This window comes from Paraglaciecola sp., from assembly GCF_030730205.1.
Classification (GTDB): domain Bacteria; phylum Pseudomonadota; class Gammaproteobacteria; order Enterobacterales; family Alteromonadaceae; genus Paraglaciecola.
In genome coordinates this window covers 1-13,364 of the sequence record NZ_JANQVQ010000084.1, presented here as the reverse complement: position 1 = coordinate 13,364, position 13,364 = coordinate 1, and the positions used below count along the sequence as shown (strand labels likewise).

At 41.2% G+C, this 13,364-nt stretch carries 15 protein-coding genes; 14 read left to right on the top strand and 1 reads right to left on the bottom strand.

Annotation, left to right across the window (positions count from 1 at the left end; genetic code table 11):
* Window positions 1-3 precede the first annotated feature (3 nt).
* The 12 genes from NWQ57_RS07170 to purF all read left to right on the top strand — a co-directional run bounded on the left by NWQ57_RS07170 (window position 4) and on the right by purF (window position 11,180).
* A complete protein-coding gene (locus NWQ57_RS07170; RefSeq protein WP_306021460.1) occupies window positions 4-453 on the top strand; it encodes a GNAT family N-acetyltransferase in 450 nt (149 codons plus the stop codon).
* Between the two features lie 162 nt (window positions 454-615).
* On the top strand, window positions 616-1,068 hold the full coding sequence (locus NWQ57_RS07165; protein ID WP_306021459.1) for a TerB family tellurite resistance protein: 453 nt from the start codon (window positions 616-618) through the stop codon (window positions 1,066-1,068).
* A gap of 468 nt (window positions 1,069-1,536) precedes the next feature.
* Window positions 1,537-1,812, top strand: a complete 276-nt coding sequence (locus tag NWQ57_RS07160) for a hypothetical protein (RefSeq protein ID WP_306021458.1) — start codon at window positions 1,537-1,539, stop codon at window positions 1,810-1,812.
* Window positions 1,813-1,904: 92 nt separating this feature from the next.
* Entirely contained in the window at window positions 1,905-3,311 is a 1,407-nt protein-coding gene (locus NWQ57_RS07155; protein ID WP_306021457.1) for a sensor histidine kinase KdpD, read from the top strand.
* Entirely contained in the window at window positions 3,308-3,904 is a 597-nt protein-coding gene (locus NWQ57_RS07150; protein ID WP_306021456.1) for a hypothetical protein, read from the top strand. The genes NWQ57_RS07155 and NWQ57_RS07150 overlap by 4 nt, the downstream gene beginning before the upstream one ends.
* The gene (locus NWQ57_RS07145; RefSeq protein WP_306021455.1) at window positions 3,901-5,247 is read left to right on the top strand and encodes a sigma 54-interacting transcriptional regulator; all 1,347 of its coding nucleotides are present in this window, start codon (window positions 3,901-3,903) and stop codon (window positions 5,245-5,247) included. Before NWQ57_RS07150 ends, NWQ57_RS07145 begins: the two co-directional genes overlap by 4 nt.
* A 98-nt stretch (window positions 5,248-5,345) precedes the next feature.
* Complete coding sequence (gene truA / locus NWQ57_RS07140; protein ID WP_306021454.1) at window positions 5,346-6,131, top strand: tRNA pseudouridine(38-40) synthase TruA; 786 nt, start codon at window positions 5,346-5,348, stop codon at window positions 6,129-6,131.
* A 141-nt stretch (window positions 6,132-6,272) separates the two neighbouring features.
* Entirely contained in the window at window positions 6,273-7,121 is an 849-nt protein-coding gene (accD, locus tag NWQ57_RS07135) for an acetyl-CoA carboxylase, carboxyltransferase subunit beta (protein ID WP_306021453.1), read from the top strand.
* A complete protein-coding gene (gene folC, locus NWQ57_RS07130) occupies window positions 7,121-8,392 on the top strand; it encodes a bifunctional tetrahydrofolate synthase/dihydrofolate synthase (protein WP_306021452.1) in 1,272 nt (423 codons plus the stop codon). Before accD ends, folC begins: the two co-directional genes overlap by 1 nt.
* A gap of 1 nt (window position 8,393) precedes the next feature.
* Complete coding sequence (locus NWQ57_RS07125; RefSeq protein WP_306021451.1) at window positions 8,394-9,011, top strand: SPOR domain-containing protein; 618 nt, start codon at window positions 8,394-8,396, stop codon at window positions 9,009-9,011.
* A 148-nt stretch (window positions 9,012-9,159) separates the two neighbouring features.
* Window positions 9,160-9,648, top strand: a complete 489-nt coding sequence (locus NWQ57_RS07120) for a CvpA family protein (protein ID WP_306021450.1) — start codon at window positions 9,160-9,162, stop codon at window positions 9,646-9,648.
* 14 nt (window positions 9,649-9,662) lie between these two features.
* A complete protein-coding gene (gene purF, locus NWQ57_RS07115; protein WP_306021449.1) occupies window positions 9,663-11,180 on the top strand; it encodes an amidophosphoribosyltransferase in 1,518 nt (505 codons plus the stop codon).
* A gap of 71 nt (window positions 11,181-11,251) precedes the next feature.
* On the opposite strand, the gene NWQ57_RS07110 is transcribed toward purF, so the two are convergent.
* Window positions 11,252-11,851 (bottom strand): Yip1 family protein, encoded by a 600-nt coding sequence (locus NWQ57_RS07110; RefSeq protein WP_306021448.1) that lies wholly within the window; start codon window positions 11,849-11,851, stop codon window positions 11,252-11,254.
* A gap of 970 nt (window positions 11,852-12,821) precedes the next feature.
* On the opposite strand from NWQ57_RS07110, the gene NWQ57_RS07105 reads away from it, so the two are divergent.
* Entirely contained in the window at window positions 12,822-13,106 is a 285-nt protein-coding gene (locus tag NWQ57_RS07105; RefSeq protein ID WP_306021447.1) for a DNA-binding transcriptional regulator, read from the top strand.
* Window positions 13,107-13,180: 74 nt separating this feature from the next.
* Window positions 13,181-13,364, top strand: a 184-nt coding sequence (miaE, locus tag NWQ57_RS07100; protein ID WP_306021446.1) for a tRNA isopentenyl-2-thiomethyl-A-37 hydroxylase MiaE, incomplete at its 3' end; no start/stop codon positions are given.

The window sequence follows — 13,364 nt, the reverse complement described above, 5'->3', positions numbered from 1 at the left end:
CTCATGCAGTTAAATATACGTGTTGCCGACGAAAATGATATTCCATCCCTCGTTGAATTTAATCTAAACATGGCTTTTGAGACAGAACAAAAACGTTTAAATACTAAGGTGTTGACTAGTGGTGTGAGTGCCTTGGTAAAGGATGCGAATAAAGGATACTACTTAGTTGCAGAAACCGCCGACCAAGTGGTGGGCAGCTTAATGGTCACTACTGAATGGAGTGATTGGCGCAATGCGGTTTTTTGGTGGATCCAAAGTGTCTATATTGTGCCTGAACATCGACGAAAAGGTATCTATGCGCAACTTTATACCAAGGTAAAGGAGTTGGCTAAAACGCAAGGTAATATATGTGGTTTTAGACTTTATGTAGAAAAAGAAAATGTGGTTGCACAGCAAACTTACCAAGCCCTTGGCATGCATGAAAGTCACTATTTAATGTATGAAGAAGAATAAATCTGCTAGTTTGTTATTCTCTTTAATCGGTCATAAATCTGCTGAAGGCTTGATAAATTTGGGTTAATACCCACAGTAGTTTAGGGAAAGGTTGCATACGTTGTCAGCTATTTCTATTTCATTCGTTCGACACTGCAATCATCATTTTATGAGTAGCGAAATATGTTTAAACAAATCCAAAATTGGTTCAATAGCCAATGGGAAATTAATGCCCAAACCGATCAGGCACTGAATATTGAGTTGGCGACCGCTGTTTTACTGTATGAGGTTATGCGTGCTGATAGACAATTCACTGAAGTTGAACAAGAAAGCTATCGTAATCAGTTGAGTCAACATTTTACACTATCAAAGATTGAGCTTGAACACCTTTGTGAGATGAGCCAAGCACAGGCTGAAGAAGCCGTTGATTTTCAAAAGTTCACTAAGACTTTGAACGACTTGTGCGAACCCGTGCAAAAAAGAGCGATACTTGATTCTTTATGGACCATTGCATATGCCGACCATGTTTTAGCCCCCGACGAAGAATATACCATTCGTAAAATAGCCGAACTGCTTTACATTCCCCATAGCCAATTTATACAAAGTAAACTCGCTGTTCAGGAAAATAATAGCTAATACGTTCAATTATTAGTCAAGGTCGCATATTTAAGACGAGCTAACTAGCTGATTTTAATGCGCTTTGTAGTCATCAATCTGTTGTAGTCTCTTTTTTCAGACATAAAGCCCGTTTGGCTTTCGCCAAAGCGTGCTACCAAGCCTCTGTCATGGCGTTAAGCGAATCTAACTGATTGATTGTAATAGCAAAAATATTGTTGGCATAAAGCCTGATAAGTCAGCTTATCATCACTGCCTTTTTGACTGGTTCCTCAATTAGGATGTACGGATAGTAAAAGTGATGAAGATGGTAGGCATGGATATCATATTATTGGTGGTAATGGCGTTTACAACCAATGATGCCTACTTCTTTGGTCGACTTATTGTAGTCTCCATTAGGGCATGGACGCCTCTTTTTCCCATTGTTCTCATTTCTTAATGTGTGTTTACGAAATGTTGCCTTTGGCGAACGTGATAAAAGGAGAATGTATGCAACATTATTATCAATTTACCAAATCACAAAGAGTAGCTGTCATTTTTTGTACTGTGCTTGGTAGTGTTTGTGTTTCTGCAGATGAAGCTAAAATCACTGATTTAGACAAAAATCAGGACGGTTTGATAAGTATAAAAGAGTCCGTTGCGGATCCAAACTTGCTGGCGATATTTGGTTCTATCGATAAAGACTTAGATGGTTTTATTAGCAAAAATGAACTTGAAGAGTTCGCTAAAATCGCTAAACAAATGAAAGTTGCGAGTATCGAATAAGCCATGATTTACGAACAACGAAAAGATCGCCTTGTACGATCTTTTTTTATTATGCAGACTGCACGTCTTTGAAACTTTCCATAGGACGTGCAATGCAACTTGGCTCTTTGCGCCAGCTCACCGTTGTGAGTTTTATTTTAGTATTAGTCCCTTTACTAATGCTCCTAACCTACAGCCAATTTACCTTGAGTAAAATGGGTAAAATAGCCAATTCCGAGGCGCAGTACTCTGTCTCAGTTGTCAGGCGACTGAGTAAAATGGAAGGCTTGTCTGTCGATATCGAACGTTTATTTAAGCAATACAATGTATTACACAATGAGGCCTTAAAGAATTTGGCGGATAAGTCCATAGAGCGCTTTGTTGAGCTGCAGTCTATGATTTGTAAAGAGCTGAATGAACAGCAGAGCTGTCATCATCTATCTGAACGGTTAGGGTGGTTGGCGTTGTATGCGGGTGATCAAGACCAGCTATTGCTTGATGCCCAGTTAGCCGAGTTCAAAGCAAACCTAGGCGATTTGTCCGATCAAATTGAATCAATGCTTGATGTTCGAATTTTAGCTCAGCAGGACTATGTTAACTCTGTATTACAAATTCAAGTTTGGCTCACCGTGCTGTTAGTTGGTGTTTCTTTAGTGCTGATTATATTTGGCACAAAAGTCATTATTAACCCGGTCGAAAAGTTAGAGCTAGTGATTCGCGCTATCTCACGCCAGGAGGACGAGCTGCCACCTGTTTCTAAATCGGGACCAAAAGAGCTGATTGTTCTTGAACAAAAATTACATGAGCTCTCTTCTCGCTTAGTGCAATTAGAGCATTTACGGCACGCTTTGCTCAGGCATGCCTCCCATGAGTTAAAAACTCCTTTAGCGAGCATAAAAGAGGGGTGTTCATTGCTTAGTGAACAAGTGGTAGGGCCATTGAATGAGCAGCAAACAGAAGTGGTTTCTTTGCTAAATAGTAGTACGGAAAGGCTTAATTTATTAATTGTTCAGCTACTTGATTACAATTTATTATTGCAACAAGCCAAACCCATTGTTGAATCGATAGATTCACAATTTTTATTCAAAGAATTTATTACTGATAATTCTCTCGCTATTCAGCAGAATAATAATTCGCTTGAACTTTCTATTGAACTAGACGTCATTTATGCTGATGTGCATTTGATTAGAAGAATTTTAGACAATTTGCTATCTAATGCGCTCGCACATGGCAGTAAAGGCCGTCCTATTTCCATTCGTTTATATAGGCACGAAACAGTCCAAGTTTTAGAAGTCGCAAACCGAGGGCAGAGAGTACCACTTGAAATGCGCCAGTCTTTATTTCAACCATTCAGTCGAGGAAATACTAAACGTAATGACCGCGTAGTGGGCTCGGGCCTAGGTTTGTCTATTGTTGCAGATTGTGCCCGTATGATGCATGGTAAAGCGGAGATTATTGATATCGAGCAAGCTGATTTTTGCATCAGAGTCAGCATTCCTTTGGATGGAGAAAGTGTATGACAAAGCGCTTAAGTTTTGTGTTTGTCGTTGTATTTGGACTTAGCGCCTGCGAATTATTGCCTCATAAACAGCCCGCCGAAAACGAGCATAATCAGGTAAACGGCGAGGCAGAAAACCAAGAGCTTTTGTCGTTTTGTGTGGCTCGCGCTGAAACGTCTCAAATTGAGCATAATTGTAATATTCCATTTTGGCTCAATTATAGAAGCGAACTCGAAACGTTAACGTGGTTGCAACGAAAAGCGGAAATAGAGCGCCTTGATGCTGCTCCAAACTCATTGTTAAAAAAGATTCTTCTCAGTCAAGGTAAAGAGACGCCCTATAACGATAGACTCAGAGCTCAACGCTGGATAGAGATTTTGTTACCTGAACTATCAGAGGAAATGCAGCAGTTTGTAAAAGTAATGGTCTACCAACCGAGCCAAGATTTACTTGAGTTGGAGTCCGCCTTAGTGACCTTAGGTCGAGTGAATAGTAATTTGTCACAAGCCAACGAAGAACAAAAACTAATGATTGAAAAACAGAAAAATCAAATAGAGCAATTATTGAAAATAGAAGCATCAATTATGGCTAACGACAATGGAGACCAGCTATGAGCCAGCAAGAAATAGTACAACCTAGTGTTTTATTGGTTGATGATGATGAAAGTTTGTTGCGACTCATGGCCATTCGCTTACGCGGTGAAGGATATGCGGTAACAAGTGCTGAAAGTGGAAAGGATGCATTAAGGCTATTAAATACCCAAAATGTTGATGTGGTGCTCAGCGATTTGCGCATGCCTGGCCTTGACGGCCTTAGTTTGTTTGAAGAAATTATGTCAATTGGTAAAGACATACCGGTCATTTTGATGACGGCGCATGGCACCATTCAAGACGCTGTTGAAGCAACTCAACGCGGAGTCTTTGGCTTTTTAACTAAGCCGATTGATCACGATGAACTCAGAGCGTTATTAAACAAAGCAGTGAGCCAAACTCAAACCTTACAAAAAGGTAAATGGTGCGAACAAATCATCACCCGTTCGTTGCAAATGGAGCAGTTGCTTGATCAAGCGTATCGTGTCGCGCAAAGAGACGTTAGCGTACTAATTAGCGGCGCCAGTGGCACAGGTAAAGAATTACTAGCTAACGCCATTCACAAAGCCAGCAAACGAGCCAACAAACCTTTTGTGGCTATAAACTGCGGTGCCTTGCCTGAAAATCTTCTTGAAAGTGAATTATTTGGCCATGCTAAAGGCTCGTTTACTGGTGCGGTTAACGAGCACCAAGGATTGTTTAAAGAAGCCGATGGCGGCACCTTATTTTTAGATGAAATAGGTGATATGCCAATTTCTTTGCAAGTTAAATTACTTCGAGCCTTGCAAGAACAAATGATAAGGCCTGTTGGTAGCAGTAAGCAAATTCCTATTAATGTTAGAGTAATCTCTGCTACCCACCGTAATCTCAATACCGAGATGGAAGAGGGGAACTTTAGAGAGGATCTGTATTATCGTCTAAATGTGGTCAATATAACCCTGCCCAGTTTGCGGGAGCGCTCTGAAGATATTCCTCTACTTGCTCGCTATTTACTCAAACAAAGCGCAGAGCGTCATGAGGTTAAGGTCAGCCGGTTTTCTGATGATGCCATGCAGTTATTAACTACATGTTTGTGGCCTGGCAATGTTAGACAACTGGTTAACGTGGTTGAACAATGTGTAGCGTTAACGCAAACGTCAGTAATTGCCTCACACCTAGTAGAGCAAGCACTTTCTGCATCTGAGCAAAAATGGCCAACGCTAACTGAAGCCAGAGATGCCTTTGAGCAGCAGTACTTGCTTAAATTGCTGAAAATGACTGATGGAAATGTTACTCGGGCGGCAGAATTAGCAGGCCGTAACAGAACAGACATGCACAAATTGATGAAAAAGCATGATTTGCACTCTGGGGATTTTAAGCGTGACTGATAACTCAGATTATCTGCACAATTAATTGAAATCACTGGTTTTTAACCATAACTTGCATACAATATCGGCCTTTTGCGATTCAGGAATAAAAACGAGTCATGCGAATAGCTTTAGGTGTGGAGTACGATGGCGGTGCTTTTTATGGTTGGCAGCGCCAACAAACTGTTCTCACTGTTCAACAGTTAGTGGAAGAGGGGCTTAGTAAAATAGCCAATCATCCGGTCAAGGTCACGTGTGCGGGGCGCACCGATGCAGGTGTGCATGCCACCGGCCAAGTGATCCATTTTGATACTGACAGTGTGCGTCATCGCAGTGCTTGGACAATTGGCATAAATGGTTTTTTGCCTGAAACTATCAGTATTCGATGGTTTAAAGTCACCTCTGATGATTTTCATGCTCGTTTTTCTGCCACTGCTCGTCGTTACCGTTACATCATCCATAATTCCACCTTACGCAGTGCTATTTTGGCGCGTGGCGTGACCACGCATTTTGCGCCTCTTGATCATGAATTGATGCACGAAGCCGCACAATATTTGGTTGGAAAACAGGACTTTAGTGCATTTAGGGCGGTAAACTGTCAAGCAAACACGCCAGTCAGAAGTGTCTCTCATATTACTGTTTCTCGGCTTGGTGACTATGTTATGATTGATGTCCAAGCCAATGCGTTTTTGCATCATATGGTTAGAAATATTACAGGTTCGTTGTTACTTATTGGCAGCGGCGAAAGACCCGTTGATTGGTTGAAAACATTACTTGAAGAAAAAGATCGTACCAAGGCCGGTGCTACGGCTAAACCTAATGGTTTATATCTGGTTGATGTGAGTTATCCCGAAACGTTTGATTTGCCTCGAAAACCCTTAGGGCCATTGTTTTTAGCGGACTAACTTCTTAGACCAGTTTTATTTTCGTAAAGGTACGATGTTGTGTTTTAATGATGGGCAATAAAGGCCAGTAGGCTTAAACAAATTAAACCATTACCCAAGCTAATTGTCTTAAGTAGGCGATTAGTCAATTAGGATTCAGATATGAGTTGGATAGATAAAGTATTAACCCGCAACAAGTCAACCACAAAAAGTAACGTACCAGAAGGTGTATGGACTAAATGTGGTGAATGTGATGCTGTGTTATATAAGTCTGAATTAGAAAAACAGCTCGGTGTGTGCCCCAAGTGTAATCATCATATGCGTATTACGGCACGTGCTCGCATCAACAGTTTTCTAGATCAAAATGATCGCACAGAGCTTGGTGCTAATTTAGAGCCTCAAGATCTCCTGAAATTTAAAGATTCAAAACGTTATAAAGAACGTTTAGCTGCAGCGCAAAAAGCCACTAATGAAAAAGACGCTTTAGTCGTCATGCAAGGTAAGTTGAAGGGTATGCCGGTAGTAACCGCTGCTTTTGAGTTTGCTTTTATGGGCGGCTCTATGGCTTCGGTTGTTGGTGCACGTTTTGTAGTAGCGGTTGAGGCCTGTTTAAAACACAATATGCCTTTAGTGTGTTTTTCCACCAGTGGTGGTGCACGTATGCAAGAAGCGTTATTGTCATTAATGCAAATGGCCAAAACTAGCGCTGCCTTGGCAAAGATGAGCGAACAAGGTTTGCCTTATATTTCAGTACTAACAGACCCAACTATGGGTGGTGTGTCAGCCAGTTTAGCGATGTTAGGTGACATCAACGTCGCAGAGCCAAAAGCCTTAATCGGTTTCGCAGGCCCCCGCGTTATTGAACAAACAGTGCGCGAAACGCTGCCTGAAGGGTTTCAACGCAGTGAATTTTTATTAGAAAAAGGTGCGATCGATTTGATAGTTGATCGTCGTGAAATGCGTGATAGATTACACGGAATATTGTCTAAGCTTCATCATCAACATCACTAATGCACAAAAACTCTCTACAAAAGGCTGCTGATCAAGCAGCCTGGTCCATTGAACAATGGCTTGTTTATCTCAGCGAAATTCATCCTAAGAATATTGAAATGGGACTCGAAAGAGTCGCGTTAGTATTTAAACGTATGGAGCTTGATTTTAGCCATAAAACAGTTATCACTGTGGCAGGAACAAATGGCAAGGGCACGACCTGTGCGATGATTGAACAGGCCTTATTGCTGCAAAAAAAACGTGTTGCGGTGTTTAGTTCTCCCCACTTAATAGATTATCGTGAACGGCTTAGAGTGCAGGGAAAGATGTTAACACCTGAGGCGCACTGCGCAGCCTTTGCTGCAATCGAACATGTCAGAGGCGATATTTCGTTAACCTATTTTGAGTTTGGTACACTCCAAGCGCTTTATCTGATGGCCCAGAGTGATTGTGATTATTTATTATTAGAAGTGGGTTTAGGCGGCCGTTTAGACGCGGTGAATATTATTGATGCAAATATCGCTATCATCACAAGTATCGATTTAGATCACCAAGAGTGGTTGGGCACAACCCGAGAGGCTATTGCGGTGGAAAAAGCCGGTATCTTTCGTCCAAATATTCCTGTGATCATTGGAGAACCGAGTCCGCCCAATAGTCTCATTAAGGCAGCCGCTGAGCTTAATGTAAAAGCCGCGTGGCAAGGCCAAGGTTTTTCTTTTGTTTCTACACCGACGAGCTTTACTTGGAAAAATGACCAGTACCATTTTGAGAATTTGCCGGTGCCCTTCATACCAGCACAAAATGCCTCTACGGCACTGCAAGCGCTGAGCATCATCGGTGTGACTTTAAGCCAAAATTTTATTGAGCAGGTATTTGCTCAGACTAGGCTTAGTGGGCGTCGTCAAATTTTACAAATCAATCCGACCATCATGCTTGATGTTGCGCATAATCCTCATGCTACTAGGCTATTAGCCAATGACATTGCAGCCTTATCACATCAACGTGTTATTGCCGTTGTGGCTATGTTAGGGGATAAAGATATTGCAAAAAGTCTTGAACCACTCATTGAAGTAGTAGATGAATGGTATTGTGCTTCTTTGACTGTTCCAAGAGGTGCACCAGCCGCCAAAATAGTTTCGGTGTTAAGCCAAGCCAATTTGGTGTTAGACTTTGCGTCAGTGTCGAGTGCCTTTGAGGCAGCATGCAAAAACGCTCAAAAGGAAGATTTTATCGTGGTGTTTGGTTCATTTTATACCGTGGCAGAGGTGTTAACCTTGGTTGAGGAAAATTAAGGTGTCTTCTGCCTTACAAAATAGATTGGTTGGCACGGTTATTTTAGTGGCAATCGCGGTCATATTTTTACCGGATTTATTAGACGGTAAAAAAGAGTCCAAGCAAGATTTGTTTGTTGAATTGCCAACCAAACCCAGTATTAAAAAAGTGCTTGCACCTGAATCTTTCGATACGCAAAAAGTGCAATTAAGCGCATCACGTCAAATTGAAATCATCAATGAATCTGCGGTGGATGAGCCAGAAGTGTCTTCCAGTCCTGTGGAAATTCAACAGCAAGTTAGCCCTAAAGAAGCTGAAAATACTGGCCTTTCAGATGAGTCCAGTTCCTTGGCAAAAGAAACCGTGGTTGATAATGAGCAACCTAAATCCTTAGCCAGTGCAGGCTGGGTGGTTCAATTAGGTAGCTTTAGACACCAAAAAAATGTCCGTGAATTACTGACCAAGTTAGAACAAAGCGGTTATCGTGCTTTTAGTCGTCCAGTGCAAACAAGCTCAGGTTTGTTAACCAAAGTGTTTGTGGGCCCGGAGTTGCAAAAAGATAAACTCGAGAAAGTGCTTCCTCACCTAAAAGAAATTACTGCCTTACAAGGCCGGGTAACGCCATTTACTGTTCAATAAACGAGTATTAAAAATCACTTTTTTTAAAAAATTGACATAAAAATAAGCAAGATTTTGACCTGTCCATTTGATAGAATGCGCGCGATTTTAGCCCTTTGGTCGATAAGTCATCGAACCATAGCCTCAAGAGCTTAGAAATACGAATCTTATGAATTGGATAGACTTCGCCATTTTAGGTGTGATTTTAATCTCCACCGTCATTAGCTTGATCCGCGGTTTTATTAAAGAAGCCATTTCTTTAGCGATTTGGTTCAGTGCATTTTTTATTGCAAGCCAATTTTACGCTGACTTAGCGTCATACCTTACCCATTTTTCTGACCCCATGATACGTAACGGAGTCGCTATCGCTATTTTGTTCATTGTGACGCTTATCTTGGGCGGCTTAATTAATTATTTGATTGCTCAGCTGGTACAGTTTACTGGTTTGAGTGGAACAGACCGCGCATTAGGTGCCATATTCGGCGCACTTCGAGGCGTGCTTATTGTGAGTGCTTTGTTATTTTTTCTAGATACATTTACACCGTCAGCAAGTTCAGATTGGTGGCAAACTTCTATACTTGTACCTGAGTTTAGTTTAATCATTGAGTGGTTTTTCGAATATTTGCAAGGCAACTCAAGTTTTATAAAATCCGTTTAAAAAAGGTAATCTGCATGTGTGGTATTGTCGGAATTGTTGGTAAAAGCCCAGTTAACCAAGCGCTTTATGATGGCTTAACTGTATTGCAACATAGAGGTCAAGATGCCGCTGGTATTGTGACGGTGGATGAGGGACGGTTTAATTTACGTAAAGATAATGGGCTAGTTAAAGACGTTTTTCACACCCGCCACATGCTGAAGTTAACAGGGCAACTAGGAATCGGTCATGTTCGTTACCCTACTGCAGGCAGCTCTAGCTCCGCTGAAGCTCAACCATTTTATGTCAATTCACCATTCGGCATTGCTTTTGCCCATAATGGTAATTTGACTAACGCTCACGAACTTTTTGATGAAGTGACAAAAGTGTCTAGACGGCACATTAATACCACTTCTGACTCTGAATTATTGCTCAATATTATTGCTCACGAGTTACAAAATACCACCGGTTTGGTGCTTACCCCAGAAGATGTGTTTAAAGCGGTTGCTGCGGTGCATAAAAAAATTCGCGGTGCCTACGCGGTGGTGGCCGCCATCATTGGTAATGGTATGTTAGCTTTTCGGGACCCCTTTGGTATTCGTCCACTGGCTTTAGGTAAACGCAAAACAGAATTTGGCGATGAATATATGGTCGCCTCAGAAAGTGTTGCCCTAGATGCCGTTGGGTTTACGTTTATCCGTGATGTTGCACCTGGAGAAGCCATTTACATTACTGAAGCGGGCGAGCTACACACGCAGCAATGTGCGACCAACCCAATTAACTCACCTTGCATCTTTGAGTTTGTTTATTTTGCCCGCCCTGACTCCTTTATTGATGGTATTTCTGTTTATGCTTCACGGGTTAATATGGGGCGTAAACTGGGTAAAAAGATCGCAAAAGAATGGGCTGAACTCGATATCGACGTGGTAATACCGATCCCAGAAACGTCCACTGATGTAGCCTTGCAAATTGCCATAGAGTTAAATAAACCGTATCGACAGGGGTTTGTGAAAAACCGTTACATTGGCCGAACCTTTATCATGCCGGGTCAAACCATGCGCCGTAAGTCAGTGCGTCGCAAACTCAACGCAATTTCATCAGAATTTAAAGATAAAAATGTGTTGCTGGTGGATGACTCTATTGTGAGAGGGACAACCTCTGAGCAAATCATTGAAATGGCGCGCGAATCTGGTGCTAAAAAAGTGTATTTTGCCTCTGCCGCACCTGAAATTCGCTTCCCCAATGTATACGGCATTGATATGCCTTCGGCCAATGAGCTGATTGCTTATGGGCGCGAAATTGATGAAGTCAGTGAGCTTATCCGTGCTGATGGCTTGATCTTCCAAGATATCCAAGATTTGGTTGACGCCGTGAGCGAGCTTAATCCACAAATTACCCGTTTTGAAACCTCTGTGTTTGATGGCAAGTATATTACCGGTGACGTGAATCAAGCTTATTTAGAGCGAATTGATACACAGCGAAATGAAGGGGCCAAAACCTCTGGATTGCAAACCGAATTAAGTAATTTAGAAATGCACAATATGACTAACGTCTAAGCTTGTTATTAATTCAAATAAAAAAAGGCCGCTTAAACAGCGGCCTTTTGGCTTGTTAGGATGGTAGAGACTCAATGCATATACACAGGACCCATGCCGGCGCTCCACAGTATCACCGAGGCTGCCATTAAGATTGCGAGAAGAACTAGTCCGCAGGTCACCACTGAACTGGCGTAAATAAAGCCTTTTTCTTCAGGAATGTGCATCAATATGGGGGTGCCAGAATAGAGCAAATAAATAGAGTAGGTGAGTCCAACTAAGCCAATTGCCATCACAAACCATAATACGGGATAGAAAGACGCAAAACCCACCATAAACAGTGGTGTTGCAGTATAGGCAGCAAGCTCTAAAGACTGGGTGTAAGTAGGAGTGGCATCAAATGCCTTTGCTAATTCGTGGATTAAAATAGCAAGCGCGACAACGCCAACCATTAATCCAAAATACATGCCTATACTCATTAACATTGCGCTTTGATGAGTCAGTTTGATAATGTCGCCAACACCAATACTCCAACCAAGGTGTGCCGCTGAGTAATAGCTGGTTAGGGTTGGTATCAAGGAAATGATGGCGATATGACTCAAACTATAAAAAAAGCTTTCGTGACGTTTATCTATGGTATGCCATTCTTCTTTTGGGTGGGTATACAGACCCCATAGGTGGTTTAATATCATTTATATCTACTCCTGATGTCGTAAAAATCGCAAAAGAACCAATAGTTTACTTGTTGTTAACAATATTTTAACAGTAGTTTGTTTTAGCTTGATTAAACAGTCAACAGTTTTGTTTGAAATTTAACCCATCGGTGTCACTCACTTCGTCATTCAATGAGTAGCCAGTAGTCAATAGATGAATGGTAGATAACGACTTTTGTCTGATTCAGAGATGGGAAAGGCAATGGCGACTCAGGGGAGAGCTGGCAGATAACTGATTAAAGTAAAAAATGGAGCATACTTATTATCGTAAGCGTAGCACCCTTTGTACTTAGATAAGTTTGACCCTATAAAAATTAATAAATTGTGTTTATTTGTGGCTAAATCCAGTGTGCTTTAACACTTGGTTACCGCTTATTTGTCGTACTCTTTCAAATACTTATTCAAAAAATAACGTTCTACAACTAGATTTAATTAGGGTATTAAAAACTGGCGTGCGCTTTTGATCTTACTATCCTGATATCAAAGTTAAGCTAATTTGCTTCGATTAAATAGCAGATAGTTTTATCTCCAATTTAGTTGTTACTCTTTCAATTAACAATGGCACTGATTTCTTTGATTTGTGTAATCCAATGGATTATTATTTTTTACATGCTTCCAACGATTACCAGACTAGCCGACTAGGTTAAACGATCAGAATCTTCATGAAGTGAACCAGAGTATAAATATTGAATTGAATACCTTAAGAAATTCCGAAATTGGGAGATTGAATGGAAGTGACATAAGGTGTTCGTAAAATACGTTAGAGGAGAGGAAGCAAAGGCAAAAGAGGTGGTATTAGAGTGAGATATTATTACCATGATGACCGCAGCCCTTTGTATCTTTTGACCATGTTCGGAAAGAACTAACCTGAAAATTTTTCAAAAAGCTAATAGAAATGCTCATGGCAGATTGGTTGAAATTATTGTTAAGACAGTATTGGAGAATAGTAATGACTCGCGCATTTGAAAGTATAGCTCAGGGACTTCAAGAGGCTATTGAACTTAAGGGTGGAAAACAGGTTGCTCAGAGGACTCAAAAGCCACCTCATGTTGATGTTGCAGCGATACGCCATAGGCTGGGCTTAACTCAAGTGGAGTTTGCTTCAAAATTTTGTATTAGCGTTGCGACACTTCGTCATTGGGAAAGAGGTGACCGAAATCCCCAAGGTCCCGCTTTGACCCTTTTAAATGTTGTGGCCAAAGAGCCTCAAGCGGTAATGCGAGCTCTGGGTTAGTTGAAAAATAATGATAGTTTAGTCGTGATTTATTCTCACGACTTAAGTTTAAAAATGGAAAAATTGATTAAATAATGAGCATTGAAAAACTTTTACAACCAATAAATTCCTTCCTTCAATGCCCAACGCCGCAAAGCTGGATAGATGAGGCCATTAAACCTGAAAATCTCACTGATTTATTAATTGATCATTGTAATTGTGAACTTAAAGCCGCGCAGACAGCCTTGTTCTTAATTCGTCGGTATGCGGTTGATAAGA